This is a genomic window from Oceanicaulis sp. (assembly GCF_965249665.1).
Classification (GTDB): domain Bacteria; phylum Pseudomonadota; class Alphaproteobacteria; order Caulobacterales; family Maricaulaceae; genus Oceanicaulis.
The window spans coordinates 1215731-1236450 of sequence record NZ_OZ252247.1; the positions used below are offsets into that span (position 1 = coordinate 1215731).

The following is a 20720-nucleotide window of genomic DNA, read 5'->3' on the forward strand; positions in this document are numbered from 1 at the left end:
TAAGCACGGGCGTGCTTACTTTCAAGCCATGTGAGATCACATTACCGCCAGCACCACTGCGACGGCGGTGGACGCGCCTGCCAGCACGCCCAGCCCGGCGATCAACCAGCGTGAGCTGGCGGCTTGCGGCTGTTCGCGTTCACGCAGGACTTTGGCGGTCTCGGTCAACTCATCCAGCGTGTCGGGCAGGCGTTTGAGGATGGTCCTGGCGCGATCAAAGGACTCTATCAGATCTTCGATGCGGCCCTGCGGCCCGAGCTCGCGGCGCATGAAGCGTTCCACCGCGGGGCCGGACGCCTGCCACATATTATGATCATCGGTCAGAAGCCGGCAGACGCCCTCGGCCTGCACCATGGTCTTTTGCAGCAGCACAAGCTGAGGCTGAAGGTGCATGTCATAAAGGTCAGTAACTTCAAAGAGCTGCATAAGCACCCGGCTCATGGGCGTTTCGCCGGCGCTCTTGCCGAAAATGGGCTCGGCCACGGCGCGCAGGGCGCTCGCGAAATCATCGCGTGAATGATGTTCGGGCACATAGCCCGCGTCAAAATGCGCTTGCGCCGCGCTGTCGTAATCGCGAGTCAGGAAGCCGTGGAGAATCCGCGCCAGATAGCGCCGCTCACCGCGCCCCAGCCGTCCGATAATGCCAAAATCCACCGCCCACAGAAGGCCTTGCTGGGTCACAAACAGATTGCCCGCATGAAGATCGGCGTGAAACACGCCCTGCTCCAGCGCGGTCGACAGGAAAGCGTCGGTGAGATCGCCCGCCAGCTTCACCGTGTCCACGCCCGCCGCGCGCACCGCGTCCATGTCGGTCAGCGGAATGGCGTCAATCCATTGGGTGGTCAGGACTTTCTTGGCGGTCAGCGGCCAGATGACTTCGGGGATGAAGAAATTCTGCGCCGCGACCGCCGCTTCGCTCAGCTCATTGGCGGAGGCAGCTTCAAGGCGCAGATCCAACTCCAGCACCAAAGAGCGCGCCACCGTTTCCACAAAAGCGCGCGGCTCCATGCGCTTGGAGGCGGGAAACAGCCCTTCAGCGAGTTTGGAGCCCAGCCGCATGGCCGCGATGTCGCGCTTGATGCGCTCGGACACGTCCGGGCGCAGGATCTTCACCGCGACGTCGCGGCCATCAAGCGTTGTCGCTCGATGCACCTGCGCGATGGAGGCGGCGGCGACAGGCTCACCGAAGTCTGAAAACAGCGCGTCAACGGGTTTGCCGAACTCAGCTTCCACCGTGGCCCGCGCCTGCTCCAGACCAAACGGCTCCATCCGGTCCTGCAACCGCGACAGACCGCGCGCGAAGTCCGCCCCGATCACATCGGCGCGTGTGGCCAGCACCTGACCGAATTTCACATAGGAGGGGCCCAGTTTTTCGAGCGCATGGGCCAGACGCTCGCCGGGGTTTTTGGCGCGGTCGCGAATGGCGATCAGGCGCGCGAATTTACCCAGCACCCTTGCCGGCGCGGGAAACGCCGACTGGTATTCAGCCGGAAAAATCGCGTCATGACGGGCCAGGGTCCAGGCGGCGCGCGTCAGGCGGAGGAAGTTTGAGAGCGTACCAAACACGGATGTGAGGTTTAGGGCGATGCAGCGGGTTTGGCGAGGGGGCGCGGCGCCTTGGCGGCTGCGTCATAGTGCTTGGACGCGTTCACTCAGATAGGTGCGCACGGCGGGATCCGTGCTCAGCGCCATGGCGCGCTCATAGGCTTCCCTCGCGTCCTGTCCGCGCCTGGCTTGCGCCAGCCAGTGCCCCTGCGCTGCCCAGAAGGGCTGATAGTCGGTTGCCTGATCGCTGATTTCGCCGAGCAGGCTGAGTGCGTGCTCGGCGCCGAACGCTTCGCCATAGGCGCAGGCGCGCGCCGTCAGGGCGCCCAAGCCGGGTGTCTGGCGGATCAATCCGTCATAGAGCGCCGCCGCCGCCAGCCAGTTCGTCGCCCCTGTCACACGCCGTTCGGCGTGGACGGACTGGATCGAGGCTTCCAGGGCGTAGCGCCCGGGCGCGGCGAGCTTGAGGGCCCGGTGCAAAGCGGCTTCTGCGCTGTGGATGGACTCTTCGCACCATAGAGCCGGGTCCTGATCAGAGAGAGGCACGAACCCTCCGGCCCTGTTGCGCCGCGCCGGGGTGCGCGCCTCGCAATGACGGATCAGGGCGTAAAGCCCCCAAACCTCGGCGATGTCGGGCGCCAGTTCAGTCAACACCCCGCTCAGATACAGCGCTTCTTCGGCCAGCCCGCGCACACGGCTCTCGCTCGCGCCGATTTCGTCCCAGCCTGTGCCATAGGCGGCATAGATGGCGTTTAGCAGGGGCGTGATGCGCGTGCTGAGCTGATCCGTGCCAGGCTTTTCAAACCGGGCGCCCCGCTCCCGCAGCCTCGCCTTGCCGCGCGACAGGCGCTGACCCATTGCGGCGGGACTGACCAGAAACGCGGCGCCGATCCGGGCCGCGTCCAGACCCAGCACGGCCTGAAGCATGAGCGGCGTATGTAGCGCTGGATCAAGATCTGGATGCGCGCAGGCCAGCATCAGGCCCAGCCTGTCATCGGGAAGGGCATTGTGATCCGCAGTCCGGGACAGATCCTCCAGCAGGCGCTCAATGTCCGGTTCGGCGCGCGCCCGCACGCCGGACTGACGCGTCTCGTCGATCAGGCGCCGATGCGCGGTTTTCAGAAGCCAGGCTTCAGGCTGGTCGGGCAGGCCGGATTGCGGCCAGGCCTTCAGGGCGCGCTCGAACGCGTCCGCCAAGGCGTCCTCGGCGCTGGTCAGATCGCCCCAGCGTCGGGCCAGGCTCGCCACCAAGCGGCCATAAGAATGGCGCGCGACGTCCTCGGCCGTCGCGCGCGTCTCGTCGGTCTCAGGGTCAGGCGTCGCCATAGTCGGGCACAGGCCTCACCTCGATCTGGTCGCCGGGCAGGCGCGGGCACTTGCCCGCCCAGTCCAGCGCCGTCTCAAAGCTGTCCGCCTCGATCACATAAAAGCCGCCCAATTGCTCCTTGGTGTCGGCATAGGGGCCGTCCTGAACCCCGTCATCTGTGACGCGTCTGGCGGTGGCGGCCACGTCCAGCGGCTCGCCCGACACCATCAGACCCGCTTGGACCAGCGCCTCGGAATATGCGCCGTGCTTTTGAAAGACCGCCATCTGCTCAGCTTCGCTCAGGGCGTTCCAGTTCTTCTCTGCGCCATAGATCAGAAGGGCGTATTTCATGACGACATCTCCGCAATTTCACTCATGGGCTGAACCGGGCGCACTTCAACGGCGCCATGCTGGGCGGCTGGACAACGCTCCGCCCATTCCAGCGCATCGTCCAGCGTGTTCGCTTCAAACAGAATGACCCCGCCCAGTTGTTCCTTGGTTTCGGCATAGGGGCCATCCTGGACCTGCCGCCCGGACTGCGTCTGTCGCAACACGACGCCGGTATCCGGGGTTTTCAGGCAGGCGCCGCCTGTTGTGTGGGCTTTCAAGGCGCCTGAATACGCCGACCAGCTGGACCAATAGGCCGCCGCGTCAGGTCCGCGGCGACAGGTGAAGTCGTCCGCTGTCTCATAGATCAATAAGGCAAATTGCATGGTTTCGTCCTTGATGGCTCACCCTGCGCATCTCACAGGGACCATCTTAGGACGTTTCAACACCCTGCGCTTCGACACAGGCGTGAAAAAATGACGGGGGGTTCGCCTAGACCTTCCAGCCCATATGGATGGCGGCGATGCCGCCAGACAGGTTGGTCACGCTGACGCGCGCAAAACCGGCCTCTTCCAGCTCGGCGGCGAAGGCGCTCTGATGGGGGAATTTGCGGATGGATTCGACGAGGTATTGATAGCTGTCGCGATCTTTGGCGATCCATTCGCCGATCTGCGGGATCGCGCCGAAAGACCAGGCGTCATAAAGCTTTTCCAGCGGGCGCGTCGTGGGGCGAGAGAATTCCAGACAGACAAAGCGACCGCCGGGTTTGAGCACGCGGCGCATGTCTTTCAGCGCCTGGATCCGGTCGGTGACGTTGCGAATGCCAAAGCCGATGGTCACGGCGTCCGCGACGCCGCTTTCAAAGGGCAGGCATTCGGCGTTCGCCGTGCACCAGTCGAGCCGGACGCGCTCGCCGCGTTTCAGGCCGGCCAGCAACATCTGCTCGTTGATGTCGGCAACGACGGCTTCAGCGTACTGGTTCGAGCCGCGGCGTTCGGTCAGAGCGTCCGCGCGATCGAGCCAGGCGCGGGCGATATCACCCGTGCCGCCCGCCACATCGATGAGCCGGGCTCCAGGGCGCGGTCCCGCCTTGGTGACGGTGATGTCTTTCCAGACCCGGTGAACCCCCAGGCTCATCAGATCATTCATCAGGTCGTATTTGCGCGCCGAGCGGTCAAACACGTTGCGGACTAGGCCCTGCTTTTCAGGGCGAGCTACGTCGCGGAAGCCAAAGGAAACCGTGTCGTGATCAGAGGTCTGGGTCATAACGGGCAAGCTAGTGCGCGCAGGCGCGGAACGCCAGTCCGGGATGCCGCGCCGTTTCGCCTCAATCTGATGCCAGCGGCGTCAGGGTCCGCTCGCCGGTTTGGTAGCTGTAAAGCGAAAAACCCGCCTGACTGCGCCAAGCGCCGTCGGGCGCGTAAAACGCCAGAAACACAGGTTCGCGCGGCGGGGCGAACGCTGACATCCTGTACGCGCAAGCCGTGGCGAGCGTCATGCCGTCCACATCTCTGTCAGGGTCCGCCTGGGTCGCCAGCACGCGAAGCCCGGCGCGTGTCTGGGCCAGATCATCACAGGCCCGGCTCAGATACGGCCAGGTTCCGCGCCACGGACAGCGGATGATGACGGGTTGCTCGAGCAAGGCGCTGTCGTCCGCGGCGTAAATGCGCCAGCTGACAGCGTGCGGCGGGCCCTGAAAAAGCCGCACCTGCATGTCTGGAGCGTCACGGACTACCTGCCGAAAGGCCGTGGAGATTTCCTGGACGGGATGCGGGGCGTCACCGCGCGGTCTGGCGTCAATCTGCAGCGCCAGCTCAAACGCCAGATCATCTGTCCAAGGGTGGGCGACGCGCCGGACATAATCAACAGGGGCGTCAATGGACGCCCGGCGGCGGGCCAGCGCGTGAAGCGCCGCCATGACGGTTTGTTTCGCGGCGTCTACAGGCACAAGGCTCGCGCGTATTGGGCTCATGGCCTATGTCCTCCCCCCGAGGATTGTCTGTGCAGGATAGTGTGATGCCGGAATTGCCTGAAGTCGAGACGGTGCGGCGCGGCCTGACCCCCGCGATGGAAGGTCGCCGCATTGTGCGGGCTGAGGCGCGTCGCCCGGATTTGCGGTTTGCGTTTCCTGACCGCTTTGCAGAACGCCTGACCGGAACGGTGGTCGAGCGGCTGGACCGGCGCTCGAAATATCTGCTGGCGCGACTGGGGTCAGGCGAGACCTTGCTGATGCATCTGGGGATGTCGGGTCGGTTCTCGGTCACAGCCGATGATCTGAGCCAACAGCCGGGCGATTTTGTCTACGCGCCCGCCGCCAATCCAGCCCATGACCATGTGGTGTTTCACATCGAGGGCGGGGTGACCGTCACCTATAATGATCCGCGCCGATTTGGCTTCATGACGCTGTATGAAACCGATCAGGAAGACGCCCAGCCCTATTTGAAGGATCTGGGTCCGGAACCGTTGTCGAACGGGTTTTCCGAAGACCGGCTCAACGAGGCCTTCAAGTCGCGACGCAGCCCGGTCAAGGCGGGGCTTCTGGATCAGCGTGTGGTGGCGGGCCTGGGCAATATCTATGTGTGTGAGGCGTTGTGGCGGGCGAAGATCAGCCCCAGGCGGCTGTGCAACTCAATTCCCGGCGCTCGCGCCGCACGGCTGGCTCCGGCGGTGCGCGATGTCATCTCTGAAGCCATTGAGGCGGGCGGCTCCACCTTGCGCGACTATGCCGGGGCGGACGGCGCCATGGGGTATTTCCAGCACCGATTTGATGTTTACGGCCGCGAAGGCGAGCCCTGTCATCGCTGTGAAGACAGTCGGGTCGAACGGATTGTCCAGTCGGGTCGGTCGAGCTTTTTTTGTCCGTCATGCCAGCGCTAGCGCGCTGCGTTCTCAACATGAACTTTCGTTAACCTTGCCGGTTTGGGTTGAACCCCGTCCCCGGGCGTTTATCCCTTTTGAGTGCGATCTGAATGAATGAGAGGCGCTTTATGCTCGACCGTATACTTTGGGCTCTTCTGGCCCTGACTGTGTTCGCCACGCCAGCGGTTGCTCAAACCATGGACGTGGAAGAGGCCGAGCTCGGGCCGAGCATCTGGATGCTCGAAGACGAAGACAATGTCGCCTACATCATCGGCACAATTCACCTGCTGAAGCCTGAAACGCAATGGAGCACCGCCTATTTCGAAGAGCTCTTGGCAAGCGTGGACCAGGTCTGGTTCGAAGCGGATGTGCACAGCGCTGAAGCGCAGGCCCAGATGCAGGCGCTGGTCCCGCAATTGGGTTTGAATCCTCAAGGCCAGACGCTGTCATCCATGATGAGTGATGAGGCCAAGGCCAATCTGGCTACGCTCGCCCAGCGAATGGGCGTATCGCCGGAAGCCATGATGGCGTCGCTGGACCCTTTGCAGCCCTGGCTCGCGAGCGTGTCCCTGGCGTCCGCCATGGCGATGGCTCAGGGCTATGATCCACAATACGGCGTTGAAGTTGCGCTTCAGGCCATGATCGAGCCGATCACCGATGATGTGCGGTATTTCGAAACGGCGGAGCAGCAGCTCGGCTTTCTGTCAGGCCTGCCGCAAGCTGTTCAGCTGCGTGATCTTGAGAGCTCGCTCAAGCAATCTGTCGAAGAGCCATATTTGCTCGATGAGCTGGCCATGGCCTGGGAAGTCGGGGATATCGAGACCATTGATCACATGATCAATGACCGCATGAAGTCAGACTCGCCAGAAATGTATCAAACCCTGATCGTGAACCGGAATTACGACTGGGGCGAGCAGATCGACCAGATCATGATGGGCGATGAAGATGTGATGATCGCTGTGGGTGTCGGGCATTTGCCGGGCCCGGAAGGGCTGGCGGAAGTGCTGCGCAATCTGGGATATGGTGTCTGGCAAATCCAGTAAGCGGATGACGGCGCGGGGGTGACCCGCGCCTTCGCTTCCGCTAAGAGGGCGCCCGTTTTGCCGCTTTTCCCGCGTCAGTTGGCGCGTAACTGCATCGGAGGGCCGCATGGCCTACAATACGATCCAAGTGAAAACCGAAGGCCGGGTGGGCGTTGTCACCCTGGACCGTCCGTCCGCCCTGAACGCGCTGTGCGATGAGCTGACCAATGAGCTCAAGGATGCGCTGGCTGCGTTTGAGCGCGATGAGGACATCGGTTGCGTGATCCTGACCGGCTCGGCCAAGGCGTTCGCCGCAGGCGCCGACATCAAAGAGCTGCAGGAGAAAGATTTCATCTCCCTGTACAAGCACGACCCCTTCGCAGAATCGTGGGAGAGCGTGGCGCGTTTCAGAAAACCGATCATTGCAGCTGTGTCCGGCTATGCGCTGGGCGGGGGCTGCGAGATCGCCATGATGTGCGATTTCATCATCGCCTCTGAAACCGCCAAGTTCGGCCAGCCCGAGATCAATCTTGGCGTCATGCCGGGCGCAGGCGGCACCCAGCGTCTGCCGCGCGCCGTGGGCAAGGCCAAGGCCATGGATATGTGCCTGACGGGCCGTATGATGCCCGCCAAGGAAGCCGAGCGTGCGGGGCTGGTCAGCCGCGTCGTGCCGGCTGAAGAGCTGCTGGATGTGACGATGGAGGCGGCCACCATGATCGCATCCAAATCCCTGCCCATCGCCATGATGACCAAAGAGGCCGTCAACACGGCGTTCGAGATGGGTCTGGCCGAAGGCGTGCGCTTTGAACGTCGGGTGTTCCAGTCCCAGTTCGCCACCGAAGACCAGACCGAAGGCATGGCTGCGTTTGCTGACAAGCGCGCTGCGCATTTCAAGCACCGGTGATGAATTTTGGCGTATACCTGTTGACCGCACCTGCGGGGACCGGTATACGCCGCGCCTCATAGTTTTACCCGGCGGCCGGCTCTGGCCAGGCGCCCTTGATCATACGGATCTGGAGATCTTATGGCGAACACGTCCTCCGCCAAGAAAATGGCGCGCAAGATTGAGCGCCGCACCGCTCTGAACAAAGCCCGCCGCACGCGCATGCGGACCTATGTGAAGAAGCTCGACCTGGCCATCGCCGCTGGCGATCAGGATCAGGCCCGCGCAGCTCTGCGCACCGCTGAGTCCGAACTCATGAAAGCGGTCAGCAAAGGCGTCATCCACAAGAACACCGGCGCACGCAAGGTGTCGCGCCTGTCGGCCCGCGTGAAGTCCATGGCCGCCTCGTAAGCGCTGCTCCATACACGGAATAAAAAGAACGCCCGCGCAGCAATGCGCGGGCGTTCTTTTTTGTTCTGCTTCATATTGATACAAGTTTAAAAGTATATATTTTTCAGCAAGGTAATTCCTGTATTCCGCGCCTCTCTACTGGTGCCGCTAGATCATCAAATCGCCGGGACGCAAGCCCTGAAAACAGCGAAATTTTTTTCAGATCGCCAAACGCCCGACCTGCTTTAGGAATCAACCTGTCAAGCGCGGAATCCGGAAAATGCGTGGGTTAATCATGTTGATTCGCTCGCTCGTGACGGTAACCTGAGGGCCTCGACGGAGTTGTCCCCACACGGACCAAAGGCTGGTCGCTGAGCGCAGATTGACGCGTGCTCGGTGCGGGAGAGCTGCGTTCAAAATTAAAGCCGTGACCATGGGATTACCAGGGCGCGCAGAGTGGAATGAAGGTTGGGGCATATGGGGTATTCTCAAGATGCGACGGCGCGACGTGATGGTGCGGCCATGATGGATTCCAGCTCGATCGTCGCCGTCTGGCGCGCTGTACGCGCCCGCCTGCGTGAGGAATGCGGGGATCTGGTCTATGCGGCCGAGATCGCGCGTCTTCGGGTGGAGCTGGATGCTGCGGGACGCGTTTGCGTGATCTGTCCCAATGAATTCGGGCGTTCCTGGGTGGAAGACAATGTGGGCATGCGTTTGCGCGCCTTGTGGGCGAACGTGGCCGAGCATGCGTGCGATATTCTGATTTGCACGGAGAAATCGCTCGCGTCTCAAAAATCGCATACGGTCAGCGTCGCCGCTTTGTCGGCGAGCGGCGTGTCGGACACGGCGGCTCTGCCGCTTGTGGAGGATACGATTGAGGAGAGCGACGCCAAACGCGAAGCGCGCTTTACCTTTGACACCTTCATGGTGGGGTCGGCCAACATGATGGCGGCGACGGCTGCACGCGCTGTGGCCAGCGCAGAGGCGCCGCCCTTCAACCCGGTCTTTTTCCATGGCGATTACGGGGTGGGCAAATCCCACCTTCTGGCCGCCATTGCGCACGCGGCCTCTTTGAGCGGCAAGCGCAAGAAAGTGCTCTATCTGACCGCGGAAGAATTCCTCAACGGGTTCCAGTCCGCCCTGCGCGCCCGTGACGTCCAGCCCTTCAAGGATCTGGTCCGCGATTGCGACATGCTGCTGATCGACGATGTCCACTTCATTTGCGGCAAACCGCGCACAGAAGACGAGTTCCTGCAGACGGTGACTTCCCTGATCAGTGCGGAAAAGCAGGTGGTGCTCGCCTCTCACTGCGCGCCATCCAAGCTCAGCGTGTCCGATGATCGGCTGCGCAACATCCTGGCGGGCGGTTTCAATTGTCAGCTGCAGGGCCCTGATCTCGATCTGCGCCGCAAGATCCTTGATTGCAAGATCGCCCAGGCGCGCAATCATTGTCCGGATCTGGACGTGCCCGAGACGGTGCGCGATTTCCTCGCCGCGCGGGTCACCAGCTCGGCGCGTGAGCTGGAAGGCGTTCTGAACAACATCATCGTGCGCACCGCATACATGAACCGTCCCGTCACCATGGAGACAGTGGAGGACGCGTTGGGGGAACTGCCGGTGAAGGCCGAGCGCCGCATCACGGTGGATGACATCCAGAAAACGGCGGCGAGTTATTTCTCCATCACAGTGGATGACCTGATCTCCAAGCGTCGCACCAAGGCGGTGGTCCGCCCGCGCCATATTGCCATGTATCTGGCGAAAACCATGACCACCCGGTCCCTGCCCGACATTGGTCGGCGCTTTGGCGGGCGTGACCATTCCACCGTCATTCATGCGGTGAACAAGATCACCGAGACCCTCGCATCGGACGCGGTTCTGGCCGAAGATGTCGAGGCGCTGCGGCGACGCTTGCGCGGTTAAGCAGTCCGATTGAAAAAACGACCGCGAGACCCCTTCTTGCGGTCGTTTTTTTTAGGCTATTGTGCTGCACCCAAATCAGGCGATTCTCGCCATCTCTTTTGAATTTTCTGTTCGAGGCGACATATGAAGCTCACCATCGAGCGCGCGATCCTGCTCAAGGCCCTCGGCCATGTTCAGGCCGTCGTTGAGCGCCGCAACACCATTCCGATCCTGTCCAACGTTTTGATCAACGCGTCTGACGGGTTTGCACGGTTCACCGCCACCGATCTCGATATGGAGATTGTGGAGGAAGCAGAAGCGCAGGTGGAGCGAGAAGGCTTGATCACGGCGCCGGCGCACACGCTGTATGAGATTGCCCGCAAGCTGCCTGAAGGCAGCCAGGTGACGTTGGAGCTGGGCGGCGATGATCCGCGCATCTTGCTGTCGGCGGGACGGTCGCGCTTCAACCTGCCAATCCTGCCGCCAGGCGACTTCCCGGTGATGCCGAGCGAGGATCTGGCGGTCAGTTTCACTGCGCCCGCCAGTGAGATCGCCCGTCTGATCGACAAGACGCGCTTCGCCATTTCGACCGAAGAAACGCGCTATTATCTCAACGGGATCCATCTGCACGCCGCAGAGCGCGAAGGTCGCAAGACCCTGCGCGCGGTCGCCACGGACGGCCATCGTCTGGCGTTGGCGGAAACCGATCTGCCGGACGGCGCTCAGGGCATGCCGGCCGTGATCGTGCCGCGAAAGCCGATCCAGGAATTGCGCCGTCTGCTCGAAGATCTCGACGGTGATGTGGATGTGTCGGTGTCGGACGGCAAAATCCGCTTCCAGCTGGGCGCCGCGGTGCTGACCTCGAAACTGATCGACGGCACTTTCCCTGACTATGAGCGAGTGATCCCGCGCGGCAATGACAAGATCATGCGCATCGACCGCGCGCCTTTCGCCCAGGCCGTGGATCGTGTGGCGACGATCAGCCAGGAAAAGTCGCGGTCTGTGAAACTCTCGCTCGCGCCGGGCCAGGTCACGCTCACCGTGAACAATCCGGAAAGCGGCGCCGCCAATGAAGAACTGGTGGCTGATTACAGCTCTGACGAGATGACGATCGGTTTCAACGCCCGTTATCTGCTGGACGTGGCCAGTCAGATCGAAGGCGATGAAGTGATCTTCGAACTTGCGGATTCCGGCTCACCGACCCGCGTCACTGATTCAGGCGATGCCGATGCGGAATATGTGCTGATGCCGCTGCGGGTGTGACCTTAAGCGGCCCTGATTCCGGTGGGCCTGCCGTTACGCGGCTCAAGCTCACCGGATTTCGCAATTACGCCCGGCTTGATCTGACGCTAGATGCGCGCCCGGTCGCCCTGTTTGGCGAGAACGGGTCGGGCAAGACCAATCTGGTCGAAGCGGTCTCGTTTCTGGGGCCGGGGCGCGGTCTGCGCGCTGCGGGCGCGGACGCCGTGCGTCGTCGCACGTCAGAAGGCGTTGATCCGCTCTGGGCGGTCTATGCCGAGGCGATCACGCCCGAAGGCCCGGTCAGCCTCGCCACAGGCGCGGACCCCAACCAGCCGAGCCGCCGCCGGACCAAGCTGGACGGCGCCGCTGCGACCCAGACCGAGCTGGCGCGCCTGATCCCCATGCTGTGGCTGACGCCGCGCGAAGACCGGCTCTGGGCCGGGGCGCGATCTGATCGCCTGCGTTTTTTTGATCGTCTGGTGCTCGCGGCGGCGCCGGATCACGCCAGCTCGGCCAGCGCTTATGAGAAATCCATGAAGGAGCGCCAGCGGCTTCTGGACCGCATCGCCGAAGGCGGCCGGGCGGACCCTGACTGGCTCAACGCGTTGGAAGCGGAAATGGCCGCGTCAGGCGTCGCGCTGGCGGCGGCGCGTCTGGACGCTTTGGCGCGGCTTCAGGAGGAGATTGATACAAGGCCTGAAAGCCAGTTCCCGAAGGCGGATCTGGCTTTGGATGGCGCTGTGGAAGCTCAGCTCGCCGAAGGGATGAAGGCGGGGGAGGCTGAAGACTGGTTCATGGCCGAATTGGCTCGGGTGCGTCCGCGCGACAGCGCGGCGGGCCGGGCGTTGACCGGCCCGCACCGCACCGAGCTTGAAGCGCGTCATCGCGCCAAGGACCAGCCGGCGTCCGATTGCTCGACCGGCGAACAGAAATCCATGGTGTTGGGGCTGGCCCTGGCGCAAGCCGCGGCGATCCGTCGGCTCTCCGGGCGTGGCCCGGTGCTGATTTTTGACGAAGCCTGCGCGCATCTGGACGCCGCCCGCCGCGAAGGCCTGGCGGAAACCGTGCTCGATCTGGGGGTGCAGGCCTTCATGACCGGGGTGGAACGCTCGCTCTTTTCGGCTTTTGGCGAAGGCGTTCAGGCGATTGAAGTGTCAGACGGCCATGCGGCGTGCGTGGATTGACGTGTCAGCAAGGCTGCCGGTCAAGACATGGCGTCTGATCGGATGGCAAGCCGGCTCGGACTTGAAGCGCCCAACCTGTAAGCGCGGCTACGCGATCAGCGGATACTCGGTCTCGATCCGGTAGAGATTGGGCGTATGGGGTTTGCGCGCCCAGCTGGAATACAGATGGAAGCGGTCCACGGTGAAGGGTTCGGATTTGAACAGGCCCAGCCTCTGCTCAAAGCGCTGAATGCGGCCCGGCTCCACGTCCTTGTTCAGATACGCCAACGTCACATGGGGCAGATAGGCGCGCGTCTCCATCTTGATCCCAAGCGAGAGAGCCGCTTTCCGGCAACGTCGGGCGAGATCGGTCAGGGCCGGGTTTGGTTCAACCCCCAACCAAAGCGCGCTGGGATCGCCGCCGCCAAACCGCCCTGCGCCCTGCAGACGCAGCTCGAACGGCGCCAGCTTTATCTTACCCAGAGCGAGATCGAGCTCCTCGATGACGGGCTCGTCCAGTTCGCCATAATAGGAGAGGGTGATGTGCAGGTTTTCGCGCGGCCGCCAATTGGCGCCGGGTACGCCGGTCATCTGGGCGCAGGCCTCATCAAGCACGGGTTCTGGCAAGGGCAAGGCGGCGAAAATACGAAGCGACATGACCGCAGGGGGCATGGGAAGAGAAATCTCGTCAAGCAGGCGCTCTGCATCTCGGATGAAATCCCTTTAAGAATAAGGGATAATCGCGCATGTCTGTGTCCGGTTTCTCTTGAAACCCGCGCGCAAAACTCCGATATTCACACGCGATGGCGCAAACGCGCGCGACAACATTTCTGGTTGAGAAGGACATCATGAACCAGTTCTCGCACCCTGCTTACGGCGCACAGACGCTCGACACCTCTGTGGATGCCGGCCTGCGCAGCTTCATGCTGGGCGTTTACAACAAGATGGGCCTCGGCCTGCTGCTCTCCGCCGTGCTTGCCTATGTGGCCGGCACCGTGGATCCGGTGACCGCATTGGTCTTCGGCTCCCCGCTGCGCTTTGTTGTGCAGTTCGGCCCGATCGTCCTGTTGTTCGGCTCCATGTTCTTCATGCGCAACCCCTCGCCCCTGGGCGCGGCGGTCCTCTACTGGGCTGTCGTCTCGCTGATCGGCACCGGCCTTGGCATCTGGGTTCTGATGGCGACCTCGGGCATGACGGCGGAGACGCTCACCGGGTCCATCAACGTCACCTTCGGCACCATTGCCCAGGCCTTCGTCATCACCGCAGCGGCCTTTTTCGGCCTCTCGCTGTTTGGCTACACCACGAAGACCAATCTGCAGCCGCTGGGCAGCTTCCTGGTGATGGGCGTCATTGGCGTGGTGCTGATTTCGCTGCTGAACGTGTTCTTTATGGAAAGCTCGTTCCTGCAGTGGATCATCCAGTTCGCGATTCTGGGCCTGATGGCTGGCGTCGTCGCCTGGCAGACCCAGTCTCTGAAGCTGACCTATGTGGAAGCACAAGGCGATCAGCGGTCCCTGAGCGTGTTGACCTATTACGGCGCGCTGAACCTCTACATCGCCTTCATCAACATGTTCCAGATCATCCTGATGATGCTGGGCAACCGCGAATAGGCGACACCGCCTTTCCAGCAAAAACCCCGGAGCAGCCGCTCCGGGGTTTTTTGTGTTTAGGACCCGCTCCAGCTCAGTTTCTTCAGCTGGCTGTCGAAGACCTTGAGCACATTGGTCAGCTCATGGCCGCGTTTGAGAATGGCGCCGCCAGCCGCCACCACTTTCCAGGCGCCTTGTTTGCGAGCGTCCGCCGGCGTTTTCACGATCCGGTAGATCGGCACTTCTGCGGCGTTGCGGAAAATGGAGAATTCGGCGCGATCTTTCAGCCCGTCGATCGCATAGTCACGCCATTCGCCACCCGCCACCATCATCCCGTAAACCTTCAGGATTTGGTCCAGTTCAATGCGATGAAACATCACCCGCTCATCGCGGGGGCGGGGCGTGGGAAGGGGAGTTAATGCCATGTCTGTTCTGTCTTACCCTTTAGTCCGGACCTTACGAAGTTTTCACAGTGCGCCGCAATCTCGCCTTATTTTCGTCCTTGCGCAGCCTAACCCCGTCAGCACTTTAAAGCTGTCGACTGGCGCACACAAAGCCACCTGATCTGGATTCACAGCCCCCCCAGCCCCCCGGGTCTGGAGGCTCGCGTCGGTCGACACCTTTCCCCGCTCAGTCTCAACACAGAAATCTTCAGGCTTTGGTCATGGGAGCCTTGTAGAACACTGGTGTCAGGCGTTGAGGTAAGCTACTCCTGATGCGTTCTTTTCCGCCGCCGCCGGGATGATACTTCGCCCATGATCCGCGCCGATCGCCTGATCAAACGCTTTGCCGGCCATCTGGCCGTGGACGAGGTGTCGTTTCAGGTCCAGCGGGGCGAAGTGGTTGCGTTTCTCGGCCCGAACGGCGCTGGCAAATCCACGACCATGCGCATGCTGGCGGGCTGTCTGGAGCCGGATTCCGGACAGGCGCTGATTGCGGATTTCGACTGCCATCTCAATCGCCGCACCGCGCAATCCCATCTGGGGTATCTGCCTGAAGGCGCGCCCGCCTATCCCTCCATGACGGCGCGTGGTTTTGTGCGCTTCGGGTTGCGGGCGCGCGGATATTCGGGCGCAAACCTGGATGAAGCGACCCGGGTGGCGCTCGACCGGGCGCGACTTGGGGCCATGGCGGACAAACCCATCGGCGCCTTGTCAAAAGGCTATAAGCGCCGCGCCGCTCTGGCGGCGGCCATCGCCCATGATCCGCCGGTTCTGATCCTTGATGAACCCACTGACGGGCTCGACCCTAACCAGAAAGACGGCGTCCGCGCCCTGATCACTGAAATGGCGCCCAAGAAAGCCATTTTGATTTCCACGCACCTGCTGGATGAAGTGGAAGCGATGTGTTCACGCGCCGTGGTGATCGCCGACGGCCGCATCAAGATGGACGCAACGCCCGCCGAGGTCGCGCGCATGGCGGGCGGCAGTCTGGAAAGCGCGTTCCGCGTGCTCACCCGGCCTCTGACCGATCCTGTGATCAGCGATGCCGGGGAGACGCGGTCATGACGGGTCTGATCGCGGTCTACCGGCGCGAAGTGGCGGCGTATTTCGAGACGCCGCTGGCTTATGTGTTCTTGTCGGTCTTCGCTTTCGCGGCCCCCGCTTTTGCCTGGCGGGTGGGCCGGTTGTTTGACACCGGCCGCGCCGATCTCAGCCCGCTGTTTGATTACATGCCTTGGCTCTTGCTGGTTTTGATGCCCGCGCTCGCCATGCGCGCCTGGGCCGAGGAGCGTGACCGGGGCACGCTGGAAGTGCTGCTGGCCAGCCCGATCGCGCTTTATGAAATGGTGCTGGGAAAGTTTCTCGCCGCGCTCAGCGTCGCCTGTCTGGCGCTGATCCTGACTTTCCCCATGTGGGGGGCGATGAATTATCTGGGAAGCCCCGATAACGCCGCCATCGCCACCGCCTATCTGGGCGCGCTCTTGCTCGCAGGCGGGTATCTGGCGCTGGGGCAGGCTTTGTCCGCGTCCACCCCCAATCAGGTGATTGCTTTCGTGCTGGGCGCTGGCGCGTGCTTTCTGGTGACGGTTTCAGGCGCGCCTTTTGTGCTGGACGCACTGTCTGCGCATCTGCCGGGTGCGGTCGCCGAAGCGTTGGCGGATCTGTCGGCGCTCGCCCGGTTTGACAGCTTGCGCCGGGGCGTGATCAGCCTGGCCGACATCTTGTACTTTCTTTCCCTGATGGGGCTCGGGCTGGGCTTGGCCATGGCGCTGATTGATGTGCGCCGGGGAGGCGGACGATGACCCGCACCCGGTTTCTCTGGGTCATGATCATCAGCTTGATCCTGGGCTTTGCAGGGCTGAACATGGCCTCTCGCATTGTGCTCGACGGCGCGCGGATCGATCTCACCGAGCGCGGTCTCTATCAAGTCTCACAGGGAACGCAGGACGTGCTCGACCGGCTCGATGAGCCGATGAGCCTTGATTTTTACTATTCGCGCGCGGACGCCGCCGGCTATCCCGAAGTGCGGGCCTATGGCGCGCGGGTGCGTGAGCTGTTGCGCACCCTCGCCGCACGCTCGGGCGGGTCCTTGCGCCTTGCTGAAATTGATCCGGCGCCCTTCTCCCCCGATGAGGACGCCGCTATCGCTGCGGGTTTGCAACCTGTTCCGGTTGAGGGCGGGGGGCAGATCTTTTTTGGTCTGGTCGGCCGCAATGCCGTGGATGAGGCGCGCATCATCGCCTTCTTTGATCCCCAGGACGAAGCCCGGCTGGAATATGAGATCGTGCGCCTGATCGCGGAGCTCGAGCGCGCGCGCACACCCCATTTGGCGATCATTTCCGATCTGCCCTTCGCACCGGATCGCGACGGGCGCAGCGGCAACCGCATCATTGACGAACTGGGCGCCACCTATCAGTTGAGCTGGCTTGAGCCCGATTTTGACGCCATTCCCGAAGACGCCGACGCTCTGCTGGTGATCCATCCGCCGGTGATGAGCGAGACCCAGCTTTATCTGCTTGATCAGTTCATTCTGGCGCGGGGGCGAGCGCTGGTCGCGGTAGATCCCATGGCGCATCTGGCGTTGAAGCCGGGTCCGGACGGCCTGCCGCCGCTCAATGCGCAGCGGGCGACCAATCTGGGCCGTCTGTTCGCCAGCTGGGGCGTGGTCTATGACCGCAATGCTGTAGCGATGGATGCAGAAACCGGTTTGCCCGTGCAGATCATTGAAGGCGGTCGCACCCGCATGCGCGCCTATCCGTTATGGTTCTCGGTCCCGCCGTCTGGCCTGAACCAGACCTTGCCCAGCCTTGCGGGCTTGTCGCGCTCGGTCAATCTGGGCGCGCCGGGCGTTCTGGGTTTTGAGAGCCAGTCCGGCCTGAGCGCAACGCCGCTTCTCTCCACCAGCGCTCAAGCGGCGCGTCTGGATGCCGATATCGCCGCCTCCAGCCCGTCTCCGGAAGAGCTGATGCGCGGCTTTGAGGCGGATCCCGATGCGCCCTTGACGCTCGGTCTTCTGCTGGATGGGGTCTTGCCGACAGCGTTTCCGGATGGGCCGCCCGCCGAGGATGGCGCGCCGCTCAACCGCGCCCATCTGGATGAAAGCACCGGGCCGGGTGAGCTGATCGTGCTGGCGGATGTGGACCTGTTTGATCCCGCCTTCTTCCTGCGCGCTGATCCGGTGCAGGGCGAGCAGGTGGTGGCGGACAATCTGGCTTTGGTGCTCAATCTTGTGGATCGGCTGGCGGGTGACCGCGCGCTGGTCTCGCTGCGCTCCCGTTCGCGCTCGGATCGTCCCATGACGCGTGTGGACGCTCTGCGCACAGCGGCGGAGGCGCGCTATCTGACGCTTCAGGACACGCTGCAAGCCGAGCTGAGCGAAGCGGAAGGACGGCTGGATGAGCTGACCCGTCTGGGGCGGGCGTCGGCGCTGGGCGGCGCGGGCAGTGATGACGCCGCCGAGGCGGACGCCCTGCGCCTGCAAATTCTGGATGCGCGTGAGCGCCTGCGTGAAATTGAACGCGGCTTTCGGGTGGAGATCGATGCGCTGGAGAACCGGCTTTTGCTGTGGACCTTGTGGCTGCCGCCGCTGGTCGTTCTGGTGTTCGGCGTCATCGCGGCTCTCTGGCGCCGGAGGCAGCGCGCATGAGCCGACACACCCCTCATACACGCCGCGGCGTTCAGGCCCTGATCGCGCTGGTGCTGGCCCTATCTTTGCTGGGTCTGGGCGGGGGTGTGGTCTGGCGCGACGCCCGCATCGGACAAGCGCCTGACGTGTCCGGCCCGGTCGTTGAAAGCTGGCCTGCGCAAGCCAGCGCGGCGGCGCGAATCCAGATTGAGACCGCGGGCGATACTTTCGTGATGGAAAAGCGCGGTGCGGCTTGGGTGATGGCGAGCCGGGGAGACTATCCCGTCCGCGCCGAACGCATCGCCGAGCTCGACGCCATGCTGCAAGGTTTGACCTTTACTGAAGCCATGACCCGGGACGCGGACAAGTTTGACCGGCTGGGACTGGGCGACCCCCAGGCCGGGGGCTCGGGTGTGCGCATCACGGTCTTGGATGCTGAAGGCGATCTGATCGCTGATCTGATCACCGGGCGCTTGCGCAGCTCGAACGGGGTTTATGTGCGGCGGCCCGGCGGTGTACGCGCCTATGCAGCCTCTGGCCCGGTGATTGACCCGGCGCTTCTAGGCGATCCGGGGCGCTGGATGGGGTTAGGGTTCTGGAACCACGAGGCGTCCGCCATTGCACGCGCCGAGATCCAGCCTGAGTTCGGCCCCAGCTGGCGGGTGATGCGAGCGGGCGAAGCGCAACGCTATTACGAGCTGCGCGAGCCGTCCGGCTGGCGTCTGGTGACCGCCGGCGCCGCCAATGGTGTGGCGACCGCCGGTGCGCAATTGCGCTTTCGCGATGTCAAACCCGAACAGGAATTGGTGGGGGCCTATGTCGCGCGCCATGCCGCGGTGACGTTTTCGGGCCTCGCCTATGAAATGCGGTTTTTCGCCGAAGGCGACGAGCGCTGGGTGCGTATCGAGCTGGCGGCTTTGGCGGACGATGCGAGGCCGCGCGCGGATCATTTCAACGCTCAGGTCGAGGGCTGGGCGTTCCGGGTCAGCGAAGACGCGTATGAACGCCTGACCCGCGGCCTTGATCAGGTGGCTGAGCCCACGAATTAACCCCTATTCACTTTCGACCGCTCCGGGCTTGCGTCACAGTGAGGCCAGCACAATCGGACAGGAGGCGGGAATGGGGATGATTCAGGTCGGCGGTTTGGGGGTGGCCCTGTGTCTGCTCAGCACGGGCGCGTTGGCGCAGGACAGCGTCTCTGACCAGCAGCTCGAAGCGATGGCGCGGCTCGCGCCTCTGGCCGGCGACTGGGTGGTGACCGGACAGGTCATGGGGCCTGATGGCATGCAGGCGCTTGATGCGGGCGACGCCCAGACCCGCTTCGTGTTCAATGATCGCGGCCTTGAGGAGAACGCCCGTATTGATCTGGGCGCCGACGGGGTCACCCATATGCGCACCCTGTTCAGCTATGATCCCTATCGCGCGCTCTATCGCTTGAGCGTCATGGACGACACCTACGGGCTATTGGATGTCTATGAGGGCGATTTTGATGATGCGGGCCGACTGGTCGCCACCAATCTGCGAGCTGACACCTCCTATCCGATTGAGGGCGGACAGCTCCACTTCAAGCTGGTCTATGATTTCACGCACGCGGACGGGCATGAGTTCGACATTTATTTGAGTGCGGATCTCGGCGAGAGCTGGACGCTCTATTTCGACCAGGACTACGCCCCCGCGAACTAGGCGTCAGGGCAGTCGGGCGGCGGTGAGAATACGGCCGCCAGGGCCGTCCTGCACCAACACGACAGCGTCCAGGTCGTCCGAAAGGCCGGGCAGCTGATACGCTGCGTCTCCACCCGTCCAGTCCGCCAGCTTTTCAACCGAGCGGACCATGTTGAAATGCGTCATGCGCAGGCCGGCGTTGCGGCCGCTCTCGATCTGGCGTTCCTCAACCCCCGGCGTGTAGGCCACCAGCCAGATTTCGGCCGGCGTCGTGCGTTCGCCTTCAAGGGACAGGCTGTATGCGCCATCTTGGGTTTCGCTGATGCGGGCTGCGGGCACAGGCGCGCTGTCTTCCAGCGCTCTCGTGACCCGCTCGGTATCAAAGCGGAGCTGTTCAGGCGCGCCATTGATGACGAAGTGCGGGGTATAGACCCGCATGGCCTCGCCGGCCTGCACATAGGCTTTCTGGCGGTCGGCGAACTCGGGCATGGCGAACTGGTCGGCCCAGCCATAGGCGTCCCAGTAATTCACCCCCCAGGCCAGGGCGATCACATCCTCGCGCGCGCCAAAATCCGCCAGCAGCTCATTGGCGGCGGGACAGAGCGGACAGCCTTGCGAGGTGAACAGCTCCACCACAATCACCGTCTCCGGCGCTAGGCGCACGACTGCTTCCGTCGCCGGTTGGGGCGGGGTGGAAGGGGCCTGAAACAGAAGGGCCAGAACGGAGAACCAGGTCAGCATAAATGCGTATTACCCCATATCCGG

22 protein-coding genes are annotated in these 20720 nt (G+C 63.0%); 13 read left to right on the forward strand and 9 right to left on the reverse strand.

Annotated elements, in window-relative coordinates:
- Positions 1-36: 36 nt before the first annotated feature.
- The 6 genes from ubiB to ACP154_RS05790 form a co-directional block, all read right to left on the reverse strand.
- Positions 37-1566: a 2-polyprenylphenol 6-hydroxylase gene (gene ubiB, locus ACP154_RS05765; RefSeq protein ID WP_421860994.1), complete on the reverse strand. Its 1530-nt coding sequence runs from the start codon at positions 1564-1566 to the stop codon at positions 37-39.
- A gap of 63 nt (positions 1567-1629) precedes the next feature.
- Complete coding sequence (locus tag ACP154_RS05770) at positions 1630-2871, reverse strand: RNA polymerase sigma factor (RefSeq protein WP_421860991.1); 1242 nt, start codon at positions 2869-2871, stop codon at positions 1630-1632.
- Entirely contained in the window at positions 2858-3202 is a 345-nt protein-coding gene (locus ACP154_RS05775) for a YciI family protein (protein WP_421860988.1), read from the reverse strand. Before ACP154_RS05775 ends, ACP154_RS05770 begins: the two co-directional genes overlap by 14 nt.
- Complete coding sequence (locus ACP154_RS05780; RefSeq protein ID WP_421860985.1) at positions 3199-3564, reverse strand: YciI family protein; 366 nt, start codon at positions 3562-3564, stop codon at positions 3199-3201. Before ACP154_RS05780 ends, ACP154_RS05775 begins: the two co-directional genes overlap by 4 nt.
- A gap of 106 nt (positions 3565-3670) precedes the next feature.
- Positions 3671-4444 (reverse strand): class I SAM-dependent methyltransferase, encoded by a 774-nt coding sequence (locus ACP154_RS05785; protein ID WP_421860983.1) that lies wholly within the window; start codon positions 4442-4444, stop codon positions 3671-3673.
- A gap of 61 nt (positions 4445-4505) precedes the next feature.
- Positions 4506-5150 carry a hypothetical protein gene (locus ACP154_RS05790; protein ID WP_421860980.1) on the reverse strand — a complete coding sequence of 215 codons (645 nt, stop codon included), beginning with the start codon at positions 5148-5150 and terminating at the stop codon, positions 4506-4508.
- Positions 5151-5194: 44 nt separating this feature from the next.
- Here ACP154_RS05790 and mutM point away from each other — a divergent pair, with 44 nt between their 5' ends.
- From mutM to recF, 7 genes are all read left to right on the forward strand, one after another.
- Positions 5195-6055 (forward strand): bifunctional DNA-formamidopyrimidine glycosylase/DNA-(apurinic or apyrimidinic site) lyase, encoded by an 861-nt coding sequence (gene mutM / locus ACP154_RS05795; RefSeq protein ID WP_421860978.1) that lies wholly within the window; start codon positions 5195-5197, stop codon positions 6053-6055.
- 110 nt (positions 6056-6165) lie between these two features.
- Positions 6166-7080 carry a TraB/GumN family protein gene (locus ACP154_RS05800; RefSeq protein ID WP_421860975.1) on the forward strand — a complete coding sequence of 305 codons (915 nt, stop codon included), beginning with the start codon at positions 6166-6168 and terminating at the stop codon, positions 7078-7080.
- A 106-nt stretch (positions 7081-7186) separates the two neighbouring features.
- Positions 7187-7963 carry an enoyl-CoA hydratase gene (locus tag ACP154_RS05805; protein WP_424993770.1) on the forward strand — a complete coding sequence of 259 codons (777 nt, stop codon included), beginning with the start codon at positions 7187-7189 and terminating at the stop codon, positions 7961-7963.
- A gap of 120 nt (positions 7964-8083) precedes the next feature.
- Positions 8084-8353, forward strand: coding sequence for a 30S ribosomal protein S20 (rpsT, locus tag ACP154_RS05810; RefSeq protein ID WP_107712088.1), 270 nt, complete (start codon positions 8084-8086; stop codon positions 8351-8353).
- Between the two features lie 456 nt (positions 8354-8809).
- A complete protein-coding gene (gene dnaA, locus ACP154_RS05815) occupies positions 8810-10252 on the forward strand; it encodes a chromosomal replication initiator protein DnaA (RefSeq protein WP_421860968.1) in 1443 nt (480 codons plus the stop codon).
- A gap of 123 nt (positions 10253-10375) precedes the next feature.
- Positions 10376-11494, forward strand: coding sequence for a DNA polymerase III subunit beta (gene dnaN / locus ACP154_RS05820; RefSeq protein ID WP_107712090.1), 1119 nt, complete (start codon positions 10376-10378; stop codon positions 11492-11494).
- The gene (gene recF / locus ACP154_RS05825) at positions 11491-12657 is read left to right on the forward strand and encodes a DNA replication/repair protein RecF (RefSeq protein ID WP_421860964.1); all 1167 of its coding nucleotides are present in this window, start codon (positions 11491-11493) and stop codon (positions 12655-12657) included. The genes dnaN and recF overlap by 4 nt, the downstream gene beginning before the upstream one ends.
- A gap of 87 nt (positions 12658-12744) precedes the next feature.
- On the opposite strand, the gene thpR is transcribed toward recF, so the two are convergent.
- Positions 12745-13308: an RNA 2',3'-cyclic phosphodiesterase gene (thpR, locus tag ACP154_RS05830; RefSeq protein WP_421860961.1), complete on the reverse strand. Its 564-nt coding sequence runs from the start codon at positions 13306-13308 to the stop codon at positions 12745-12747.
- Positions 13309-13484: 176 nt separating this feature from the next.
- Between thpR and ACP154_RS05835 the strand changes: the two genes are divergently transcribed.
- Positions 13485-14246 (forward strand): Bax inhibitor-1/YccA family protein, encoded by a 762-nt coding sequence (locus ACP154_RS05835; protein ID WP_107713630.1) that lies wholly within the window; start codon positions 13485-13487, stop codon positions 14244-14246.
- A 56-nt stretch (positions 14247-14302) separates the two neighbouring features.
- Here ACP154_RS05835 and ACP154_RS05840 read toward each other — a convergent pair whose 3' ends face one another.
- Positions 14303-14650: a DUF2794 domain-containing protein gene (locus ACP154_RS05840; RefSeq protein WP_107712093.1), complete on the reverse strand. Its 348-nt coding sequence runs from the start codon at positions 14648-14650 to the stop codon at positions 14303-14305.
- A gap of 330 nt (positions 14651-14980) precedes the next feature.
- Between ACP154_RS05840 and ACP154_RS05845 the strand changes: the two genes are divergently transcribed.
- From ACP154_RS05845 to ACP154_RS05865, 5 genes are all read left to right on the forward strand, one after another.
- A complete protein-coding gene (locus ACP154_RS05845; RefSeq protein WP_421860958.1) occupies positions 14981-15733 on the forward strand; it encodes an ABC transporter ATP-binding protein in 753 nt (250 codons plus the stop codon).
- Positions 15730-16470: an ABC transporter permease gene (locus ACP154_RS05850; RefSeq protein ID WP_421860955.1), complete on the forward strand. Its 741-nt coding sequence runs from the start codon at positions 15730-15732 to the stop codon at positions 16468-16470. The genes ACP154_RS05845 and ACP154_RS05850 overlap by 4 nt, the downstream gene beginning before the upstream one ends.
- Positions 16467-18314, forward strand: coding sequence for a Gldg family protein (locus ACP154_RS05855; RefSeq protein ID WP_421860953.1), 1848 nt, complete (start codon positions 16467-16469; stop codon positions 18312-18314). Before ACP154_RS05850 ends, ACP154_RS05855 begins: the two co-directional genes overlap by 4 nt.
- Positions 18311-19342 carry a DUF4340 domain-containing protein gene (locus ACP154_RS05860; protein WP_421860951.1) on the forward strand — a complete coding sequence of 344 codons (1032 nt, stop codon included), beginning with the start codon at positions 18311-18313 and terminating at the stop codon, positions 19340-19342. Before ACP154_RS05855 ends, ACP154_RS05860 begins: the two co-directional genes overlap by 4 nt.
- A 70-nt stretch (positions 19343-19412) precedes the next feature.
- Complete coding sequence (locus ACP154_RS05865) at positions 19413-19976, forward strand: DUF1579 family protein (protein WP_421860948.1); 564 nt, start codon at positions 19413-19415, stop codon at positions 19974-19976.
- A 3-nt stretch (positions 19977-19979) separates the two neighbouring features.
- Here ACP154_RS05865 and ACP154_RS05870 read toward each other — a convergent pair whose 3' ends face one another.
- A complete protein-coding gene (locus ACP154_RS05870) occupies positions 19980-20696 on the reverse strand; it encodes a DUF1223 domain-containing protein (protein ID WP_421860945.1) in 717 nt (238 codons plus the stop codon).
- Positions 20697-20720: the final 24 nt, after the last annotated feature.

Coding starts and splice junctions, on each gene's coding strand:
- ACP154_RS05805 (WP_424993770.1), top strand. CDS start 7,187: ATGGCCTACAATACGATCCAAGTGAAAACCGAAGGCCGGGTGGGCGTT.
- ACP154_RS05860 (WP_421860951.1), top strand. CDS start 18,311: ATGAGCCGACACACCCCTCATACACGCCGCGGCGTTCAGGCCCTGATC.
- dnaA (WP_421860968.1), top strand. CDS start 8,810: ATGGGGTATTCTCAAGATGCGACGGCGCGACGTGATGGTGCGGCCATG.
- thpR (WP_421860961.1), bottom strand. CDS start 13,308: ATGCCCCCTGCGGTCATGTCGCTTCGTATTTTCGCCGCCTTGCCCTTG.
- ACP154_RS05855 (WP_421860953.1), top strand. CDS start 16,467: ATGACCCGCACCCGGTTTCTCTGGGTCATGATCATCAGCTTGATCCTG.
- ACP154_RS05775 (WP_421860988.1), bottom strand. CDS start 3,202: ATGAAATACGCCCTTCTGATCTATGGCGCAGAGAAGAACTGGAACGCC.
- ACP154_RS05840 (WP_107712093.1), bottom strand. CDS start 14,650: ATGGCATTAACTCCCCTTCCCACGCCCCGCCCCCGCGATGAGCGGGTG.
- ACP154_RS05845 (WP_421860958.1), top strand. CDS start 14,981: ATGATCCGCGCCGATCGCCTGATCAAACGCTTTGCCGGCCATCTGGCC.
- ACP154_RS05850 (WP_421860955.1), top strand. CDS start 15,730: ATGACGGGTCTGATCGCGGTCTACCGGCGCGAAGTGGCGGCGTATTTC.
- ACP154_RS05870 (WP_421860945.1), bottom strand. CDS start 20,696: ATGCTGACCTGGTTCTCCGTTCTGGCCCTTCTGTTTCAGGCCCCTTCC.
- mutM (WP_421860978.1), top strand. CDS start 5,195: ATGCCGGAATTGCCTGAAGTCGAGACGGTGCGGCGCGGCCTGACCCCC.
- ACP154_RS05785 (WP_421860983.1), bottom strand. CDS start 4,444: ATGACCCAGACCTCTGATCACGACACGGTTTCCTTTGGCTTCCGCGAC.
- dnaN (WP_107712090.1), top strand. CDS start 10,376: ATGAAGCTCACCATCGAGCGCGCGATCCTGCTCAAGGCCCTCGGCCAT.
- ACP154_RS05800 (WP_421860975.1), top strand. CDS start 6,166: ATGCTCGACCGTATACTTTGGGCTCTTCTGGCCCTGACTGTGTTCGCC.
- ACP154_RS05780 (WP_421860985.1), bottom strand. CDS start 3,564: ATGCAATTTGCCTTATTGATCTATGAGACAGCGGACGACTTCACCTGT.
- rpsT (WP_107712088.1), top strand. CDS start 8,084: ATGGCGAACACGTCCTCCGCCAAGAAAATGGCGCGCAAGATTGAGCGC.
- ACP154_RS05835 (WP_107713630.1), top strand. CDS start 13,485: ATGAACCAGTTCTCGCACCCTGCTTACGGCGCACAGACGCTCGACACC.
- ACP154_RS05865 (WP_421860948.1), top strand. CDS start 19,413: ATGGGGATGATTCAGGTCGGCGGTTTGGGGGTGGCCCTGTGTCTGCTC.
- ACP154_RS05770 (WP_421860991.1), bottom strand. CDS start 2,871: ATGGCGACGCCTGACCCTGAGACCGACGAGACGCGCGCGACGGCCGAG.
- ACP154_RS05790 (WP_421860980.1), bottom strand. CDS start 5,150: ATGAGCCCAATACGCGCGAGCCTTGTGCCTGTAGACGCCGCGAAACAA.